Genomic DNA, 18,834 nt, shown 5'->3' on the forward strand with positions numbered 1-18,834 from the left:
CAACTATTCGGGTTAATAGGAGCTTTACAAAAGTTTTGATTAATAGAGAACAGGTCAATTTTTTCGGTAATTACCCAACAAACAATAGAATCATACAACCAGCGTCTTTTGGGTAAAAAGCAGGTATATTTTATGAAAAAGAAAAGTTATACCCAAAGACCGATACTTATGCACAAGTTATCCACAATTAAGGCCGTAATCCACACTGTTTTAGGTGTAATGATGTCGCTAAATGGTTTTGCCCAAAAGATTCCCGTCAATTATGACGAGTCAAAAATGCCCGTATATACATTGCCCGACCCTTTGGTGCTCCCCAACGGCAAGCCCATCAAATCAAAAGACGTGTGGGAGAAAGCAGGCCGGCCAGCGGTGTTGAAACTATTCGCAGAAAATGTGTACGGGGTCAATCCATTTTCGGGGGCGGTAAAAATTGCTTCTGAGGTGAAAACCGTCAACGAAAATGCGTTGAATGGAAAAGCCATATCTAAGCAAATTACCTTGCGGTTTCCCGAAATTTCCCCCACGTTGACGCTCGATATTTTGCTGTATTTACCCAAGAATGTGAAAAAAGCCCCCGTTTTTGTCAGCCTCAATTTTACGGGAAATCACACCACTACGTACGAAAAAGACGTATTTGTAACCGAAAAATGGGTGAATTCTGGTTTTGATAAAACCTTTGTGAACAATCGAGCAACGGATGCCTCTCGCGGAATTGCCGAACGGAGATGGCCCATGGAAGCCATCGTAGCGCGCGGCTACGCGGTTGCCACCGCTTACTACGGTGACCTCGAAGCTGACCATACCGAAGGTTGGAAAACGGGCCTTCGCTCAGTATTGACGCCCGAACAGCGCGAAAAATGGGGTGCCATTGGGGTTTGGGCGTGGAGCATGAGCCGCATGGTGGATTATTTAATCAAAAATGAATCCTTGATTGACGGTCACAAAGTGATTGCTTTGGGCCACTCGCGCATCGGAAAAGCCACGCTTTGGGCAGCCGCAGAAGACCCGCGTTTTGCGATCGTTATCTCCAACGATTCTGGTGAAGGTGGGGCGGCCTTGTCGCGACGGTGGATTGGCGAAACGGTAGAGCATCTCAACACACAATTTCCGCATTGGTTTTGTGCTAACTACAAAAAATACAATAAAGCAGTGGCGGAGTTGCCCGTAGATTCGCACGAATTACTGGGCCTGATGGCCCCGCGTCCGCTGTACGTAGCCAGTGCCACCGAAGATATTTGGGCCGACCCCAAAGGTGAGTTTTTGGGAGCAGTAGAAGCGGAAAAGGTCTATCAATTGTACAAAAAAACGGGTTTGGGAACCAATACAATGCCCATGCCAAACAGTCCAGTTGGAAAAACCATTGGGTATCACATTCGCGAGGGGAAACATGATATTCTGCTGTATGATTGGCAACAATACATGAACTTTGCCGATAAGCACTTTGAAATCAAATAAACCCACTATTTTTGCAGCGGCAAAATGTCATGTATTGTGAGTTATGACGATTTTGCCGTGGGTCTTAACGCTAATCATTTCAAAAGTGAACGATTCTTCTAAAAGTCCCCTTCAGGCGTGGATACTGTTGGTATTAGTAGCCCTTACTTGGGGAACATCGTTCTTTTTAATCAAAAAAAGCCTGATTACCTTTAGCGTAACGGAAGTAGCAGCGGGGCGATTGTTTTTGGCTTCGCTGTTTTTTATTCCTATCATGGTTAGCTCACGCCGCAAAATTCCCGTTGACCGTTATCCTTATTTATTAATATCTTCTCTGACGGGGTTTGTCATTCCAGCGTTTTTGTTTGCCTTAGCGGGCACAAAACTAAACAGCTCTTTGTCAGGAATGCTCAATTCCCTGAGTCCGTTGTTTACACTCGTGATTGGCGTGTTGTTTTTTGCACAACCGCGTCGTCCTGTGCAGATTATAGGCATTTTGCTGGGGTTGTTGGGTTCTTCTTTTTTGATTTTTTCCAAAGGGGCGGGGGCTTTAAATATCGCTAATCCCTACGCGTTTTTGATTTTGCTTGCCACGGTGTTGTATGGTATTAATATCAATACTATTTCACGCCATTTGAGTCATTTACCGTCCTTGGCCATGACCTCTTGGACGTTTGCTTTTACGGGCCCTATTTCATTTGTTATCTTGTTTTTTACGGATTTCTTTCCCAAAATCACCCTCGCTGAAAATTTCCAACCGAGCCTTATTTTATTGGCGTTGGGGTTGGTAGGCTCGGGCTTGGCGTCGGTGTTGTTTAACCGGATAGTGCAATTGGCTTCTGGCCTGTTTGCGGCGTCGGTTACGTATTTAATTCCGATTGTGGCCATCAGCTGGGGGCTTTTTGACGGTGAGCGGATTAGTTTTCAACAATATCTCGGAATGGCCATTATCCTAACGGGCATTTATCTGGTCAATCGTCGAGAGCGGCTTAGTATTGCCAAAAATTGACACGAAATACCTTTCTCTTTAACCAATATTACTATGTTAAAAGTAACCATCAACGAACGACAAACCTTTGACATTGATTCTAATAAAGGGCAAACAACCCTAAACGGTCAGCCTTTTCAGTGGGACTTGGTGGCGTTGGACAACGGACGTTTTCATATTTTGCAAAACGGTCGTTCGTACAATGCCGAAGTTATTGAAGCTGATTATGCCGAAAAAAGTTTTAAGGTCAAAATCAACCAAAGCACTTACACCGTAGCCGCCAAAGACCGTTTTGATTTATTGTTGGAGCAAATGGGCATGACTGGCGCCGCAAAAAATAAAGTCAATAACCTCAAAGCACCCATGCCGGGGTTGATTTGGGACATCAAAGTGCAGGTGGGCGATGTGGTCAAAGCGGGCGATGTGGTCCTTGTATTGGTGGCCATGAAAATGGAAAATGCCCTCAAATCACCAGGAGAAGGAGTCGTAAAAAGTATTAAAATAAACAAAGGAGATACGGTGGATAAAAACCAAATCTTGATTGAATTTGAATAAATAATGAGTTCATTGACCAACGTTATGAACTTAAGTTGCACAATACAAACTAACTAATATATCAACCATGTCTCAACCTAAATATAAACGTATTCTTCTCAAACTCAGCGGTGAAGCACTCAGCGGTGCTGACAAAAAGCAGGTGATTGATTTTGACATTCTCCAGCAGTTTGCCAAAGAAGTAAAAACAATCGTTGATGCTGGCGTACAAGTGGCAGTGGTCATTGGAGGAGGTAATATATTTCGCGGAGCCTCGGTTGAAAAATCAGGCATTGACCGGGTACAGGGTGACCACATGGGAATGCTCGCTACGGTCATCAATAGCATGGCGATTCAGAGTTCACTGGAAAAATTTGGCATGGTAACTCGCTTGCTTTCAGCCATTAAGATGGAGCAGGTAGCCGAGCCAATGATTCGTCGCCGGGCGGTGCGCCACTTAGAAAAAGGCCGTATCGTGATTTTTGGCGCGGGCACGGGTAATCCCTATTTTACGACCGACTCAGCAGGTGCGCTCCGGGCCATTGAAATCAACGCCGATGCCGTTTTGAAAGGAACACGCGTGGACGGAATCTACACCGCCGACCCCGAAAAAGACCCCAACGCAACGCGTTATGAGAAAATTTCGTACGATGAAGCATTGGCTAAAAACCTTAAAATCATGGATTTGACGGCCTTTGCGTTGTGCAAAGAAAACAATTTGCCAATCATCGTTTTTGATATGAACAAACCAGGCAATCTACTGCGCCTCATCAATGGCGAATCGGTGGGGACGTTGGTAACGAACGAATAAGAAGCTTTAATTTTACCAAACTAATCAGGGATAGCCCCTATATCTCACAGTTAACGAATAAAAATTAAAACAGTAACAATGGAAGAAGTCGAATTTTATCTCGAAGACGCCAAAGATACGATGGACCGGGCAATCAAGCACTTGACCATCGAGTTAGCAAAAATCCGTGCGGGAAAAGCCTCGCCGTCGATGTTGGACGGAATTCAGGTGGAATATTACGGAGTAATGTCGCCGCTCAACAACGTAGCTTCCATCACAACCCCTGATGCGCGTACGATTACCATAAAGCCGTTTGAGAAAAAACTGATTGGGGAAATAGAAAAAGCCATTCGGAACAGCAACGTTGGATTAGCTCCCAACAACGACGGTGAAAACATTCGCCTCAGTATTCCGATGCTGACCGAAGAGCGTCGCCGCGATTTGGTAAAACGTGTAAAACAAGAAATCGAAACCGCAAAGGTGAATATCCGGAACATCCGTCAAAGCACCAACGGCGATATTCGTAAACTGACCAAAGAAGGTGTTTCGGAAGATGAAGTAAAAATTGGTGAAGAGCGTGTTCAGAAACTAACCGACGGTTTTATTTCAAAAGTAGACCAAATCTTTGCCGCTAAAGAGCAGGATATTATGTCGGTATAAGCCTTGAATTTGAGTATCAAGTAATTGGTATTGAGTGAATGCCTAGGTCTCAATACCAACTACTTGATACGCTATACTTAAATTTCCAAACTAGTCCAATTCGCGGTAGGCCAACATGCCGCCAATGACGTTGCGAACGTTGGTAAAACCTTGGCTTTGCATAAACCGTTGGGCGGTTTCGCTGCGTTTGCCTGAGCGGCAGTGTACCAAAATTTCTTCGTCTTTGAGGTCTTCAATTTCGTGGATTCGGTGAGGAAGCTCGCCCAGTGGGATAAGCTGCCCTCCGATGTTGTCATCTTCGTATTCGTAATCTTCACGTACGTCGATGAGGTTGATTTTCTCGCCGCTTTCAATGCGTTTTTTTAATTCTTCTACGGTAATATCCATTGTGGTAGCTTGATTTTAAGTAAAATAGATAAAGAGGAACGGAATTGAAAGGCCAAATATGGTAAAAATGTTACTCAATACGTACGCGGTGTTAGCGTTGTAACAAAATTTTCTTCACAACGGTTTTCTCGTCGTTGGATAATCTCACCAAATAAAGTCCATTGGGCAGTTCTGATAAATCCATGGTTTTGTTGGCAGACTGCACGGTTTGCTGCCTTACCAAAGCGCCCGTGAGATGGTAGATTTCAATGCGCTGAATTTCATCAGATTTCCATTGAATCAGTCCGTTGGAGGGATTAGGGTACACCTCCCATTCGGTTACTTTTTCGGGCTCTATAGAGGTGATTGGAGGCAGAGCCTTGCCGCCCATGACCGGCCGAACCTGTAAACTACCTTGAAAATACGCCAAATTTGGGTCATTTTTGAACGAAGGATAAGGTGCCCATTCCTGCCCTAAATTGACAAAAATTTGGTCTTCATGTTGCGTATTTCGGTCCAAACCTACGGCGATGCCATCTGTGCCGATTTGAAGCCAGCCCACATAAAACGTGTCGCGAACTGCCACGCCATAATCAAACGGAAACTCAATAAAACCGTTTCGAGCCTTGGCGTACTCTACCCGAAAGGCTTTTTGCTGAAGCACCGTGCCAGGGCGCCCGTCTTTGTTGCTCCATACCTGAACGGTGATGGATTGCCCCGTCAAATCCTTCAAGATCGGGACAATGTTCATTCTTACGGCCGATACCACATCGGGTTTGTTTAAAAAGTACCTTACGGCTGTTCTGCCCAGCGTCCGATTCATGTACACGGCAAATTCGGCGGTGCCATCGTCGTAGGCGTAATAATCATCGAGAACGGTTTTGCCCGAAATACTGTCATTGCGACGTAAATCAATGCCTGGAATGGAAGGATTTCGGTCGTCGGTGGTTAGAATTTGGAAGCGATTGACGAGTGAAAGGCGTTGGGTAACGTTGGTGTCAACGCGGATAGCTTGAGGCTTAACACTTTTATTTTGGGCACTGAACTGATCAATAAATACAGAATTGTCTCGGAGAATTGTTTGAAACGTTCGCCCACTCAGTTCGTCTTTTAAGGTGTATGAAAAGGCCGTCGAGTTAAAAATATTGTGAAGATTGTTGATGCGGGTGAACACCGAATCGGCAGTTTCGGCTCCAGCATTAGCCAAATACTGCTTGAGCGGCATGGCCGAATATCGTTTCAGAAAAGAACTGACGGGCAGGCTGACGGATACATCCTGAATGTATCTGTTTAAACGCCGGCCTTTGTCGAGGTATACATAATCAACGTGCCACGAATCAAATGGCCCCGATTGACGCGCAAATGCCTGAAAGCGGAATTGAAAATTTGCGTGAAAATAAGCGCTGTTTCGAATAGCCAACTGCACGTAGTTAAAGTTAGGATTAGGTACTCCGCCGGCTTGTTTCCAGATGGTTTGCCAAACTCCCTTATCATTTAAAAGCTGAACTCGTAAAGAATCATCAGCATCGGGAAATTCCCCCAAACCGCGCAATTCCCAATAGAAACTGAGATAAATAGAATCAGCAACGGTAAGGCCCGTCAGATTGATGGGCTGGGAAGTGAGGGTGTCGCTGTTGCCCTGCGCGTTTTGGTTGACCAAATTATACGGTTGACCAGCGGCATTGGCCCCGTCAAATGTAACTACATTGACCGTGGGGTGGTTGAGTGTATTTGTGTTATTGACGTAGGTTCCGCCGCCAGCAATCCATAAAGCAGGGGAGGGAGCGCTACCGTTGGTCAATGAAAAATCATCAAAAAAAGGCAATGAAACTGCCTGAGTACGGGCGTTTTTGGCAGTGGAAGGAGCCTGTGTTGGAGCAATCGGAAACCCAATGAGTTGGGCATGAGCGGTACAGCTCAAAAGCGTAAGTAACAAAATACAACGCAGCCTTTTTGCACAAAAGGCTGCGTTAGGCGTATTCGTTAAGAAATATCCGATAACGGAAGTCCTGTTTTTGGTAAGGGTTAATTTTTTATTTCTTGCTCCGCTAAAATTATTCATTCTGTTGTTCAGGTTGCGTATCAGGCTGTCCGCCAACTACCCATAAGTCAATCACCTCGCCTACATGGATTTTATTTCCTGCCCCTGCTTCTGGATTTTGTCGAATGACCGTTCCTGGTGCTTTGGTAGGGTCTTCTACGGGCATAACAAGTCCACGTTTGAGGCTGGAGGCTTTTAGGACAAAGTCAGCTTCTTCGAGTGTTTTACCTACAACGTCTGGAACATCAAATTCAGTATTTCCGATGCCATCTCCGACTTCCAAAACAATGATGGAACCCTGCGGAATGAGCGTGCCCGGTGTGATGCGTTTTCCGTTGAACAATTGGGCCATCACCGAGTTTTGGGCTGGGTCAGGAACATATTTTATTTCGCCTAAGCGCAATCCCAACCGTCCTAACTCTGCTTTGGCACTGTTTAAGGTACGGTCTTCCAATTGAGGCATTTTGACGTTTGGTGCGGTTAGGGCCGTGATGTAAACGTATATTTTGCGGTCTTCCTTGACGCGTAAACCCGACTTGGGGTTTTGGCGAATCACCGTCAAAGGTTTTTGACCCACAACAAACGTACAATCAACTACTTCGTAGCGTAGATTACGCTCTTCGAGGTAATCTTCCAATTGTTGCGTACTCATGCCCGTTAGGTCTGGTACCGTAATACTTTGTCCGTGATTGGTTGTAAATGGTAAATACAAAAAGAAGAACCCCAAAAATAGTGCCACAACAAGCGCTACGACAAGACTGATATGAACAAAAAGATCGGTACGCGAATTTGTGCTGATTTTCATACAAAAATTATGGATTGAATGGGCCGAATGAACGGCAAATTTTTGAAGGAACTCATCCTTCCAATCACCTCTTGATAGTCATGCTATGAGTTTACTGCAAAGAAAATCTAAATTTCTGAATTGGCGGTAAAATACGCTCGAATTTGTATGGAGATAGGGTTGTGCTATCTTTTGAACAACAGAAGGTTAGTAAATGACGCGCCTGACTCGCCACCAATCAAACCGGCCGATTGCCATTCATGTAAAATGTTGGTTAAATATGAATTGGATGTAGAATTTTTGTTGTCAATCCCCTCAAACTGATTAAAATAAACCGTCAAAGGCCATGAAGTTTTTCCGTCAAACGTTTGAAAGTCTGCGTTTTGCTTGGCAGGCATTGCGCTCCAATCTTTTGCGTACCACCTTATCGTTGCTGGGGGTAACGGTCGGAATTTTTGCCATCATTGGCGTTTTTACCATCGTTGATTCACTGGAGCGGAGTATTCGCCAAAGTTTGGCAACCATCGGTACCGACGTAGTGTATGTGCAGAAATGGCCGTGGAATTTCGGAGGGGAGTTTCAGTGGTGGAAGTATTTTCAGTGGCCAGAAACTTCTTACAGTGATTACAAATTTTTGGCCGAACGAATGGAAGGGGCAGAGGCGGTAGTGGCGATGGGATTTAAAGGCGGATTGACGGCCAAAAACGGCAATAATAGCATGGATGCGTTGATTCAGGGGATGACTTATGACTTCAACAAAGTCTCTGATGTAGAAATTGAAAAGGGCCGGTATTTTACACCGCAAGAAATAGACGCTGGACGGAGCGTTGCCATTATAGGGGCCGAAATTGCCGAAACACTATTTCCCAATGATCCCGAACCCATCGGAAAAAGCTTTAAAATTAAAGGATTGAACTATTCCGTTATCGGTGTTCAAAAGAAAAAAGGAAAAGGGCTGTTTGATATTGCGGGAAATCCCGACACCAAAGTTTTGTTGCCGTTTTTAACGTTTGCAAAATCATTCCAAAACCGCATCAGTAGTTCTGTATCCATCGTGGTCAAAGGCAAACCCGAAGACGAAGGATTGGTAGAGCTAGAGGCCGAAATTGTAGGATTGCTACGTACTAAGCGCGGCTTGAAACCTTCCCAGACTACCAACTTCTCCATCAATCGCCCAGAGGCCGCCACAAAGGCAGTTTCAAGTTTGTTTGGGGTGATTACGCTGGTAGGCTGGGTGATTGGTAGCTTTTCTATTTTAGTGGGAGGGTTCGGGATTGCCAACATTATGTTTGTGTCAGTCAAAGAACGCACCAACCTCATCGGCATCCAAAAATCGTTAGGCGCCAAAAATTACTTCATTTTATTTCAATTTCTGTTTGAAGCCATTTTCCTGAGCCTCATCGGCGGGCTGGTTGGAATTGGACTGGTTTACGTAATGTCTTTTATCCAATTGGGCACTTTGGAGATTGTTCTTTCGCCCAAAAACATCTTTCTCGGACTGAGTGTTTCAAGTATAATCGGTGTTTTGGCGGGCATCGTGCCCGCCTTCGGAGCCGCCCGTATGGACCCTGTTGAGGCGATTCGAGCCAAGTAAACTGTTTTTTATTCCGCCATTTTTTTGGGAAGTTTGCAGAACTCATCTGGCTTTAACTTCCCATGAATTACTTTTTTCTATTGTTGGCTTTTTTGATTGGCGTAACCAATACGTTTCAATCTGGGGTTAATTCACAACTGCGTCTTGCTACCCAAAACCCCATTTTATCTTCCATTCTTTCGTTTGCCACAGGTTTATGTGTTTTGTTGGTTTGCTACATGCTTTTCAACAAAGATTCTATTCCAAGCTTTGAAACTTTCAGAAGTATCAGCTGGTGGAAATGGCTAGGAGGGGTGTTTGGGGCATTCTACGTTCTGACCGTTATTTTGATAGTGAAAGAAATCGGGCCCGCCAATCTGCTGTGTCTTATCATAGCAGGACAGCTAGTGGCGGGGGTGTTGATTGACCATTTTGGGTGGGTGGGTTTTGCCGTTCATCCCATGAATATTTGGCGAATATTTGGTATTGGGCTGATTATCGTGGGGGGCGTTTTGGTACTTAAAAACTAACGACCAACAGTACGGTGCAGGAGAATTATGAGGAGTAACCCTGAAGATTTTTACGAAATAAATTGATATTAAAACCTCTATCCAAATGAAAATCAGGTCTTTGGTCTTTTTAATGCTTTTTCCTTTTGTAGCAATTGCTCAAAAAGAAGCTTATCTTTTTTCGTATTTTATAAAAAATGGGGAAGACGGACTTCACTTTGCTTACAGCACCGATGGCCTCACGTGGCAGGCCTTAAAAGGCGGAAAGTCTTTTTTACAGCCCCTAATCGGGAAAGATAAACTCATGCGCGACCCGTGTATTTATCAAGATAAAAACGGTACTTTTCATATGGTTTGGACGAGCGGTTGGTGGGATAAAATCGTGGGTTATGCGTCGTCTAAAGACTTGGTGAACTGGTCAGAACAAAAAGCCATTTCGGTCATGGAGCATGAACCCACCGCCAAAAATAGTTGGGCTCCTGAGATTGCGTACGATAAAAAAACAAAGTTATTCCTGATTTTTTGGGCGACTACTATTCCAGGACGGCATACCGATGTAGCAGATTCTGAGAAAGAAAAAGGATTAAACCACCGTATGTATTACGTCACCACGCCCGACTTTAAAACTTTCAGCGAAACAAAAATGTATTTCAACCCTGAGTTTAGTGTGATTGATGCCACGATTTTTGAAAAAGGGAAAGATTACTACATGTTTTTGAAAAACGAAAACCCGAAGCCTGCCGAGAAAAATATTCGTATCACAAAGGCCAACAGCGCGCTAGGGCCTTTTCCTACGCAGGTTTCGGCGCCCATTACGGGTGATTACTGGGCCGAAGGCCCAACGGCCATCGAAGTGGGAGAATACGTGTATGTGTACTTCGACAAATACACCCAACATAAATATGGGGCGGTGCGCTCAAAAGACCTGAAAACGTGGGAAGATGTATCTGACCAAGTGAAATTCCCCGAAGGAATACGCCACGGAACGGCATTTAAGGTGTTATCTTCTTTATTGGAATCGTTGAAAAAGCTGTAAAAAAGTGTCGGTTGTGAGCAACCGACACCAGCAGTGAGGCCGGTTGTGAGCAACCGGCCTCATCCCCAATTTATTGAATTACTTCAAAACCGCAATACGGAACCAATGCCTTCGGAATGCGAATGCCTTCGGGCGTTTGGTTGTTTTCGAGTAGAGCCGCCAAAATACGGGGCAAGGCCAACGCCGAGCCGTTGAGGGTATGAAGCAATTGTGTTTTGCCTTCAGTCTTGTAACGAAGTTTCAGACGATTGGCCTGATAGGTTTCAAAATTAGAAACCGAGCTACATTCCAGCCAGCGGGCTTGCGCAGCAGACCACACTTCAAAGTCAAAGGTAAGCGCCGACGTAAAGCCCATATCGCCGCCGCAGAGACGGATGATGCGGAAAGGTAATTCCAGCTTTTGGAGCAAACCTTTTACGTGTTCGGCCATTTCGTCGAGCGCCTGATATGATTCTTCGGCTTTGCGAACCTGCACAATTTCTACTTTGTCAAACTGGTGCAAACGGTTCAGACCGCGCACGTGCGCACCCCAGCTACCCGCTTCACGACGAAAACAAGGTGTGTAGCCTACGTTTTTGATTGGCAGGTCATTTTCTGCCACGATGACGTCGCGGTACAGGTTGGTTATCGGAACTTCGGCGGTAGGAATCAAGTATAAATCGTCGACGGTGGCGTGGTACATTTGGCCTTCTTTGTCGGGCAACTGTCCCGTACCAAAGCCTGATTCAGCGTTGATAAGGATCGGCGGTTGAATTTCCAAATATCCTGCTTCTACGGCTTGGTCCAGAAAAAACTGAATCATGGCGCGCTGCAACCGAGCGCCTTTGCCTTTATAGACGGGAAAACCCGCGCCCGTGATTTTTGTACCGAGTTTGAAATCAATGATGTCGTATTGCTCAATCAAATCCCAGTGTGGCTTGGAGCCTTCATGAAGGCTTGGTTTTTCGCCCCACGTGTACACTTCCACGTTTTCTTCGGGGGTGCGACCTGGCGGTACGCTTTCGTGGGGAAGGTTGGGCAACAGAACCAAGGTAGCCTGCAACTGCTCTTCTACTTCTTTGAGGCTCTCTTCCAGGGCTTTAGCGCGTACTTTTAGCGTGGCGGTTTGGGCTTTGGCGGCTTCGGCAGTTTCCTTTTTGCCTTCCTTCATCAACTGCCCGATTTGCTTGGCTAGCGTGTTGGATTGTGATAAAGTGGCATCTAGTTCGCTTTGTGTATCGCGTCGTTGTTTATCCAACCCCAAAAGCTTATCAACGGCTTCGGTGGCTCCTTTAAAATATTTGCGTTCTAAACCAGCAATGGTAAGTTCGCGGTTGTCGCGGATAAAATTCAGTTGTAGCATTCGTTTTTGTTTTTGTCAGCGTGGACACTCCAGTTAATACTCCTCCACTACTGCGCCGTGAAGATATTCTTCATGGCATCTTCGTAGTAGAACAAGCGCTCGTTGAGCACATTCAGCGCTTCCGCTTTGTCTTTGGTCCACACCAGAATTGACAGATTATGCTCTGATGCACCATAAGAAATCATCCGAATCGGGATATGTTTCATGGCTTCAAATACTTTCAGGGCGATTCCTTCTTTGTCAGCTTTGAAATCCCCTACGATGCAGATGATGGACAAATCGCGATCGTGCTCTTCTAAATCGGCGATTTCGCTCAACTCTGCCGTGATTTTGGCTAAGTTTGTATCGTTGTCGATGGTGACCGACACCGATACTTCGGAGGTCGTAATCATATCGACGGGGGTTTTGTATTTTTCAAAAATCTCAAACACCCGACGCAGAAAACCGTAGGCATTCAGCATACGCGTTGAGTGAATATAAATGGCCGTGAGACCGTCTTTGGCGGCAATGGCCTTGATTTCGCGGTCGGTGGTGGTCGTTGCAATCAACGTACCAAATGCCTGCGGCTCCATCGTGTTTTTCAAACGTACGGGCACGCCGCGCATTTTGGCGGGCGTGATGGTACTTGGGTGGAGAATTTTGGCTCCGAAATACGCCAATTCGGCGGCTTCTTCAAAAGTCAACTCACGGATGGGGAATGTACGTTTTACAATACGTGGATCGTTGTTGTGCATTCCGTCGATGTCGGTCCAGATTTGAATCTCTTCGGCCCGAATCGCCCCGCCAATCAAAGACGCAGTATAGTCAGAACCGCCGCGTTTGAGGTTGTCTACTTCGCCACGAGGATTACGGCAAATGAACCCCTGCGTGATGATGAGTTGTTTGTCAGTCTGGTGGTCGAGCATGTCGCCCAAAAGCGCCTCAATGGTTTCGAGTTCAGGCTCTCCGTCGGTGTCGATGCGCATGAAATCAAGCGCTGGCAGCAGTACCGAGCTTTCGCCTTGCTCTTCCAGATAGCCCTGAAACAGTTGCGTGCTCATGATTTCGCCCTGTGCCACCAATTCTTTGTCTTGTTTGAGGGTAAAAGGACGGCTTTTCAACACCGAACGAATGAAATTGAATTCATTGTCGACGATGGTCTGTCCTTTTTTCAGACTTTCTTCGGTGCTGTATAATTCTTTGATAAACGCATCGTAGTGCGCCTTCAAGGCATCTATTTTTTCTTGTACTTCGGCGTCATTGTTCGCTTTTGCCGATTCTCCCATCGAAATCAACGCATTGGTCGTACCAGATAGGGCCGACAATACCACAATTTTGCGGCCGCTGTCGGCCGTAATAAGTGTTCTGATTGAGTGCATCCGTTCGGGTTTTCCTACCGACGTTCCGCCAAATTTCCAAACTTGCATTGTTGTATATTAAATTAATGTACTGGTGAATTTTTGTTGTATAATTCTGATTTTAAGAAACGTTACTTTCTTTTCCCCTTCTCACCATGCCCCAAATCGCAATTCCTACCCACACTATATTGACTACGGCAGAAGGAATGGCATTGTGAAACAGGGTATTGACAATCAGACAAATACTGCCAGCCAAATTGGCCCATAAATAAAAATGGGAGTTGGGATGCAAACGGCCGCTGATATTGAGCGCGTACGCCGCTACGACCAGTACCGAACCAATCCATCCAAGAACGTCTATGATAATGCGTTGGGACATCTTCTGAAATTTTTCGCAAAATTACGGGATAAATCGGTAGAAACCTGTGGGTTTTACCAATACTTGAAAATTGTAGTAATAATCTTGTAACCAGCCAGAATAACGCCTTTTAGGGTGCCCGAAATCTTCGAAAAACCAATACGCTTTCGGTACTTTACGGGCACTTCGGTGGTTTTCATCCGGTGTTTGGCGGCTTTGAGCTGCATCTCGACGGTCCAGCCATAGGTGGTGTCTTGCATATCCAACGCCAAAAGTTTATCCCATTTGATGGCTCTAAACGGCCCCAAATCCGTATAGCTGACGCCGTAGAGTAAGCGCATCAAAAACGTAGCGAGCCAATTGCCGAATACCTGTTGGGGCGTCATGGAGCCACTTTCGCGCTTTCCTAAGGCCCGTGAGCCAATCACCATGTCGTAGTTTTGTTCCAGAATAGGCTTCACCAAATCAGGGAGTTGTTCGGGATAATCAGAATGGTCGCCGTCTACAAAAACAATGATGTCGGGTGGGAGTTTGAGCGATTGCACGTACGCCATGCCGCGCAAACAAGCTCTACCGTAGGCTGGCAAAGGCTCAGGCACTACGGTCGCGCCCGCTTCGGCCGCGCGGGCCGCCGTTTGGTCGGTGGAGCGATTGTCGACCACGACGATTTCCCGCACCCATTCTTTCGGAATTTCGGCAATAACTTTTCCAATGGCTTCCTGTTCGTTGTAGGCAGGTATGATGACGATAATGTTCAAAAGAATTGGGGTTTAGCATTTAAGAGCAGTAGTTGCAAAGATAGGGAAACTTTACGGAGAGGTGTTTCGTTTACGTGTTTAGACTTGGAAGCGGAATGTTGATTCTCAATGTCTAACCGTTTTGGCGAACTGATCCGGTGTCTGTCTAATGTCAAATTTTCCCTCAAACATGCATTGTCAACCCTTACCACTTGAAACTACGGGCGCGTTCCCACCGCTTTTCTTAGACTATATTTCCCAAAAAGCTCATTTACAGCCTTTTTACGGACATTTTCCGACATTAAGCAATTTTGAAAAACAGATAAAAGACAAAAGTCAGTTTCCGTCTGAGCACCGAGCAGTACTCGTAAAAGCACTTGAACGGCAGTATAAAAATATATCGGTCAAACCAGATTTAACCATTCTCAATGACCCCAATACGTTTGTAGTCACCACTGGTCACCAGCTAAATATATTTACGGGGCCATTGTACGTTATTTATAAAATTGTCACCGCCGTCAATTTGGCGCGAAAATTACAGGCTGCTTATCCCGACGCCAAGTTTGTGCCAGTATATTGGATGGCTACAGAAGACCATGATTTTGATGAAATCAGTTACTTTAATCTTTTTGGTAAAAAATATACTTGGCAAACCCAGCAGCGCGGTGCAGTAGGGCGTATGACGCCCCGCGAACTGGGCGAAGCGCTCAAAATCTTGCCTGAGCGGGTTCCTGTGTTTGAAAAAGCTTATTTGCAATGCGATACCCTGGCGGATGCCGTTCGGTGCTATATGAATGAGCTTTTTGGAGCCGAGGGTTTGGTCTGCATTGATGGCGACGATGCCGAACTAAAACGTTTGTTTCTACCCGTCGTTGAATCTGAACTTCTGCACCAGGAAGCCCACAAAATCAGCAATGCCACTACTCAAAAACTCGAGGCAGAAGGCTACCATACGCAGATAACGCCCCGCGAAATTAACTTTTTTTATTTGGTAGATGGCCTGCGTGAGCGCATCGTCAAAGAGGGAGATATTTATCGGGTGCTCAACAGTGATTTGGTGTTTTCGAAGGAAGAAATTATCGCCATTGCGCATCAACATCCCGAGCGTTTTAGTCCAAATGTGGTCTTGAGGCCACTGTATCAGGAGATTATCTTACCCAACCTTGCTTACATCGGCGGGCCTTCAGAAGTGCCGTATTGGTTGCAGTTGAAGGGGATTTTTGATCATTTTCAAGTGCCTTTTCCGATGTTGCTGCCGCGAAATTTTGCATTATACATTAATTCGGCCAGTCAAAAACGGGCCGAAAAATTGGGCGTAACCGTTGAGGAATTATTTTGGGATGATGTAAAACTACGAAAGACGTTTGTTGAAAAAACATCTTCGTTGTCGTTGGAACTCACCGAGGAAAAACGTGCTATTGAGGAGGTTTTTGTGGCTATTTTGCGTAAAGCTATTTCCATTGATAAGACCTTGGAAGGTGCGGTAAATGCCGAAAAAACCAAGGTGCTTAATACCTTGGAAAACGTAGAAAAACGCCTAAAAAAAGCAGAAGAGCGCAACTATGAGACGGAGGTCAATCAGTTATTGGGCCTAAAATCAAAGCTTTTCCCGAACGGAAGTTTGCAGGAACGGAGTGATAATTTTTTGAATTTTTACTTGAATGATAATACATTTTTGGAGAAACTACTGGGCACATTCGACCCGCTGGATTTTAGCTTTAATATTTTGACAGATGAGGAAGGGGACGAAGAAGTGTTTTCTTCTGAAAATGCTACAAGGCGAATCAACCCAGCATAAAAGCGGTTTTGTCGCTGCCATAGACACAATAAAGCCGTCTCTATCAGACGGCTTTATTGTGAAAAAGAGATTCGTATGGCTTATGAGTAGATAGCTTCTTTTCCAAATTTTTTGACAAGTAGATAATAAAATACCACTCGTAATTTACGGTTTACACCTTTGAGCGTGGCGACCGTTTCGGCAATGGCGGCGTCCAGTTCGGGGCCGTCGGCCAATCCCAATTTACCAATCAAAAAGTTGGTTTTTACACGGTCTAGTTCTTCCTGATCTGATGACGCCACTAAAGAAGAATCCTGATTGTAAATAGACGGTCCTAAGCCTTTGGCTACTGCTGTCACAAGGGCTTCGTCGGCCGCTACTCCAACACTGCTTAATTGTTCCAGCGACTTTTCAACAACATCTGAGAATGCACTCATGATTTTATGGTTTTTAGGTGAAAATAAGGGATTTGACTAAAAGAGGTGAATAATCGAAAAAAGGCGTTAAAACTGCAAGTTTTTTGGCTTATTTTTTGAATCTTTTGAATGAATACCAGTGTTGGAGTACTTCGTAGGTAAGCTCATAGTCGCTCGAAAGGAGCAAAAACTCTTCCGAAAAATTACAATAATAACGAAACCGCTCTAGCCGCTCACCGCTCAGCTCGGTGGCCTGACCCGCAATCATGGCAAAGCGGTAGTTGGCCAAATCGCGGCGGCGTTTTTCCTGCATCAGCATGGCCACTTTTCGGTCTTCTTTGGCCGATTTACTAAACAACTCGTACAGCAGACTGATGGGAGATTGTGCCATTTTGATGGCTTCGCCAAACGATAAATTTTTGCGGGCCTCTGGCTCAGCTACCACCCGGGCAATCTCCTTTTGCAGTTCTTGCTCGCGTTTGGAAGTTACCCGTACTTCGGGAAGCTCGATGGCTTTATCCAGTTTTTTCAACATAAACGTTAGCTCTTCGGCATCGCCATTCCAGCGGAAAGCACCGCGCTCGTGGGTGAGACTGGCGATTTCGATGGAGTCCCCCACGGAGGCATCCAAAAAAAACACACCGTACTTATTGGTGCGGGTCATGTCGCGGGTTTTGAGATTGGTGATGGTCGCCAAATTGACACCCTGCTTGGTCGCAACATCCAGTACTTTGCCCAGAACATAGCCTTTTTGGGCAAAAAGCTGACCAGTGAGTAGGAAAAAAAATAAAAGGAGAAAATGGCTAAAATGCTTCACACGTTAGGGTAATAAGACAATAGTTATGAAAACGCCCATTAATTACAAATGTTGTTTACCGTCCGATAACCATTTTCGATAGTCACCATGCGGAATAAAGATAAATGATTCGACCGATTGACAAAAAAGATACGTCCAACAAACGCCGTCGGCGCAGTTTTCAAGAGTGACGGGAATAGACTGTCGAACGTATTCGGGGTTCCGAGCTTGGATTCCTTCGTAGCGGTCCAATGCGGCGATTGTTTTTTGAAACTCCTCCAACTCCCATACTTCACCCTGTACGCGATGGGGGCTTTGAGGCTGATAAATGGCTCCAGGATAGTCGCCCAAATCATACAATGCACCTGCAAAAGATGCTTTACCGCGCCAAATGCCGTTTTGACGAATTTTCTTGGCAAACGGGTTGGTAAAGCCCTGCATTAAAGTGCCGTAGACGAAAATAGACGAATTGTTGAGTGGCAATTCAGGGTTCACAACAATGAGATATTAATTTTCAAAAGACAGTCCGATGGTCCAGCGGAAATCGTTGGTTTTACGTCCGAGTACTACGTAGCTTTCGTACGCATTTTCAAATTTAGTGCGTAAGCTCAAGTGATTACTCATTTTGTAAGCAAAAGTTAAAGAGCCGTTCCAGCGAAAATTGTTTTTGACCGAGATGGCTGGTTGCAGAAATGCAATGCTTATAATGGTAAACTTCCCCGCTTTATCGGGGGCAAATTCTCCCAATAAGCGGGTTGAATTTCGCCAAACATCAATGTCATCTCGCTCGGTAAAATCGGTCACTTCGTGTAAAATGAGGTTGGTAACCGAAAAATAAGCCCTCTTTCGCTGAATCAACTTTACGCCAATCCCGGCGGCCTGCGTCCACCGATTGAGGATGCGCCTTAAATTGCTTTTATCCCAAGCTACAAAAGCAAGGCCATAAACTTGTTTTTGGTGCCAAAACGACCCCCGGACATCAGCAAAAAATTCGCGCTCGGTCAACAGTTTATTTTGTTGTCCATAAATAAAAGATGGACTGCTAGATAGCTTAAATTGATTGCTGGGTTTCCAATCCAATGCTGATGTAAGCTGCAATAATATTCGCTCAACGTTTCCCGTAGAAGCCGTTCCGTCGGCATTGAAACGGATAAAAAACTGCTTGGTACTGTCTTGTTCAGATTCGGCTACCTCTGGATAAGCGGGGTCTTCTTCGTCTTCTTCAGAAGAGGTTTCGGTTGAACTTACCTGCAATGTGTCAGGGGTACTTTGAGCCATGCAAAGAGGTGCAAAGGCTACCAGCAAGCACAGCAGCGCAAGGAGGAAACGTATCATTGTCGTCAAGGTAGAGTTTAG

Annotated in this window: 20 protein-coding genes; 9 read left to right on the forward strand and 11 right to left on the reverse strand. The window is 45.3% G+C overall.

What is annotated here, in order from left to right; translation table 11 throughout:
• Positions 1 to 168: 168 nt before the first annotated feature.
• The 5 genes from GVN20_RS02360 to frr all read left to right on the forward strand — a co-directional run bounded on the left by GVN20_RS02360 (position 169) and on the right by frr (position 4,406).
• Positions 169 to 1,455 carry an acetylxylan esterase gene (locus GVN20_RS02360; protein ID WP_166556785.1) on the forward strand — a complete coding sequence of 429 codons (1,287 nt, stop codon included), beginning with the start codon at positions 169 to 171 and terminating at the stop codon, positions 1,453 to 1,455.
• A gap of 85 nt (positions 1,456 to 1,540) precedes the next feature.
• Positions 1,541 to 2,443: a DMT family transporter gene (locus tag GVN20_RS02365; protein WP_310586801.1), complete on the forward strand. Its 903-nt coding sequence runs from the start codon at positions 1,541 to 1,543 to the stop codon at positions 2,441 to 2,443.
• A gap of 33 nt (positions 2,444 to 2,476) precedes the next feature.
• A complete protein-coding gene (locus GVN20_RS02370) occupies positions 2,477 to 2,977 on the forward strand; it encodes a biotin/lipoyl-containing protein (protein ID WP_166556786.1) in 501 nt (166 codons plus the stop codon).
• A 67-nt stretch (positions 2,978 to 3,044) separates the two neighbouring features.
• Positions 3,045 to 3,767, forward strand: coding sequence for a UMP kinase (pyrH, locus tag GVN20_RS02375; RefSeq protein WP_166556787.1), 723 nt, complete (start codon positions 3,045 to 3,047; stop codon positions 3,765 to 3,767).
• 78 nt (positions 3,768 to 3,845) lie between these two features.
• Positions 3,846 to 4,406 carry a ribosome recycling factor gene (frr, locus tag GVN20_RS02380; RefSeq protein ID WP_114067638.1) on the forward strand — a complete coding sequence of 187 codons (561 nt, stop codon included), beginning with the start codon at positions 3,846 to 3,848 and terminating at the stop codon, positions 4,404 to 4,406.
• 90 nt (positions 4,407 to 4,496) lie between these two features.
• Here the strand turns inward: frr and GVN20_RS02385 are convergent, their stop codons facing one another.
• The 3 genes from GVN20_RS02385 to GVN20_RS02395 all read right to left on the reverse strand — a co-directional run bounded on the left by GVN20_RS02385 (position 4,497) and on the right by GVN20_RS02395 (position 7,618).
• Complete coding sequence (locus tag GVN20_RS02385) at positions 4,497 to 4,793, reverse strand: rhodanese-like domain-containing protein (protein ID WP_114067637.1); 297 nt, start codon at positions 4,791 to 4,793, stop codon at positions 4,497 to 4,499.
• Between the two features lie 91 nt (positions 4,794 to 4,884).
• A complete protein-coding gene (locus tag GVN20_RS02390) occupies positions 4,885 to 6,834 on the reverse strand; it encodes a T9SS type A sorting domain-containing protein (RefSeq protein ID WP_166556788.1) in 1,950 nt (649 codons plus the stop codon).
• Positions 6,827 to 7,618 carry a PASTA domain-containing protein gene (locus GVN20_RS02395; protein ID WP_166556789.1) on the reverse strand — a complete coding sequence of 264 codons (792 nt, stop codon included), beginning with the start codon at positions 7,616 to 7,618 and terminating at the stop codon, positions 6,827 to 6,829. The genes GVN20_RS02390 and GVN20_RS02395 overlap by 8 nt, the downstream gene beginning before the upstream one ends.
• A gap of 325 nt (positions 7,619 to 7,943) precedes the next feature.
• Here GVN20_RS02395 and GVN20_RS02400 point away from each other — a divergent pair, with 325 nt between their 5' ends.
• The 3 genes from GVN20_RS02400 to GVN20_RS02410 all read left to right on the forward strand — a co-directional run bounded on the left by GVN20_RS02400 (position 7,944) and on the right by GVN20_RS02410 (position 10,715).
• Positions 7,944 to 9,191 (forward strand): ABC transporter permease, encoded by a 1,248-nt coding sequence (locus tag GVN20_RS02400; RefSeq protein ID WP_166556790.1) that lies wholly within the window; start codon positions 7,944 to 7,946, stop codon positions 9,189 to 9,191.
• A 62-nt stretch (positions 9,192 to 9,253) separates the two neighbouring features.
• Positions 9,254 to 9,700 (forward strand): DMT family transporter, encoded by a 447-nt coding sequence (locus GVN20_RS02405; protein ID WP_166556791.1) that lies wholly within the window; start codon positions 9,254 to 9,256, stop codon positions 9,698 to 9,700.
• 85 nt (positions 9,701 to 9,785) lie between these two features.
• The gene (locus GVN20_RS02410; protein WP_166556792.1) at positions 9,786 to 10,715 is read left to right on the forward strand and encodes a glycoside hydrolase family 43 protein; all 930 of its coding nucleotides are present in this window, start codon (positions 9,786 to 9,788) and stop codon (positions 10,713 to 10,715) included.
• Positions 10,716 to 10,785: 70 nt separating this feature from the next.
• Here GVN20_RS02410 and serS read toward each other — a convergent pair whose 3' ends face one another.
• Genes serS through GVN20_RS02430 form a run of 4 tightly spaced genes read right to left on the reverse strand, consistent with a single transcriptional unit; the run spans position 10,786 to position 14,510 of the window.
• On the reverse strand, positions 10,786 to 12,057 hold the full coding sequence (gene serS, locus GVN20_RS02415; protein WP_166556793.1) for a serine--tRNA ligase: 1,272 nt from the start codon (positions 12,055 to 12,057) through the stop codon (positions 10,786 to 10,788).
• Between the two features lie 47 nt (positions 12,058 to 12,104).
• Entirely contained in the window at positions 12,105 to 13,463 is a 1,359-nt protein-coding gene (locus tag GVN20_RS02420; RefSeq protein WP_166556794.1) for an aspartate kinase, read from the reverse strand.
• A 52-nt stretch (positions 13,464 to 13,515) separates the two neighbouring features.
• Positions 13,516 to 13,773: a CBU_0592 family membrane protein gene (locus GVN20_RS02425; RefSeq protein ID WP_166556795.1), complete on the reverse strand. Its 258-nt coding sequence runs from the start codon at positions 13,771 to 13,773 to the stop codon at positions 13,516 to 13,518.
• Between the two features lie 53 nt (positions 13,774 to 13,826).
• Entirely contained in the window at positions 13,827 to 14,510 is a 684-nt protein-coding gene (locus tag GVN20_RS02430; RefSeq protein ID WP_166556796.1) for a glycosyltransferase family 2 protein, read from the reverse strand.
• A gap of 169 nt (positions 14,511 to 14,679) precedes the next feature.
• Between GVN20_RS02430 and bshC the strand changes: the two genes are divergently transcribed.
• Positions 14,680 to 16,287, forward strand: a complete 1,608-nt coding sequence (bshC, locus tag GVN20_RS02435; RefSeq protein WP_166556797.1) for a bacillithiol biosynthesis cysteine-adding enzyme BshC — start codon at positions 14,680 to 14,682, stop codon at positions 16,285 to 16,287.
• A gap of 80 nt (positions 16,288 to 16,367) precedes the next feature.
• On the opposite strand, the gene GVN20_RS02440 is transcribed toward bshC, so the two are convergent.
• The 4 genes from GVN20_RS02440 to GVN20_RS02455 all read right to left on the reverse strand — a co-directional run bounded on the left by GVN20_RS02440 (position 16,368) and on the right by GVN20_RS02455 (position 18,813).
• On the reverse strand, positions 16,368 to 16,703 hold the full coding sequence (locus GVN20_RS02440; RefSeq protein WP_166556798.1) for a DUF2853 family protein: 336 nt from the start codon (positions 16,701 to 16,703) through the stop codon (positions 16,368 to 16,370).
• 88 nt (positions 16,704 to 16,791) lie between these two features.
• Positions 16,792 to 17,499, reverse strand: coding sequence for a hypothetical protein (locus GVN20_RS02445; protein WP_166556799.1), 708 nt, complete (start codon positions 17,497 to 17,499; stop codon positions 16,792 to 16,794).
• 42 nt (positions 17,500 to 17,541) lie between these two features.
• Complete coding sequence (locus tag GVN20_RS02450; protein ID WP_166556800.1) at positions 17,542 to 17,973, reverse strand: gamma-glutamylcyclotransferase family protein; 432 nt, start codon at positions 17,971 to 17,973, stop codon at positions 17,542 to 17,544.
• 12 nt (positions 17,974 to 17,985) lie between these two features.
• Positions 17,986 to 18,813, reverse strand: coding sequence for a DUF481 domain-containing protein (locus tag GVN20_RS02455; protein ID WP_166556801.1), 828 nt, complete (start codon positions 18,811 to 18,813; stop codon positions 17,986 to 17,988).
• Positions 18,814 to 18,834 lie beyond the last annotated feature (21 nt).

This window comes from Runella sp. CRIBMP, from assembly GCF_009905605.1.
In the GTDB taxonomy this organism is placed as follows: Bacteria; Bacteroidota; Bacteroidia; order Cytophagales; family Spirosomataceae; genus Runella.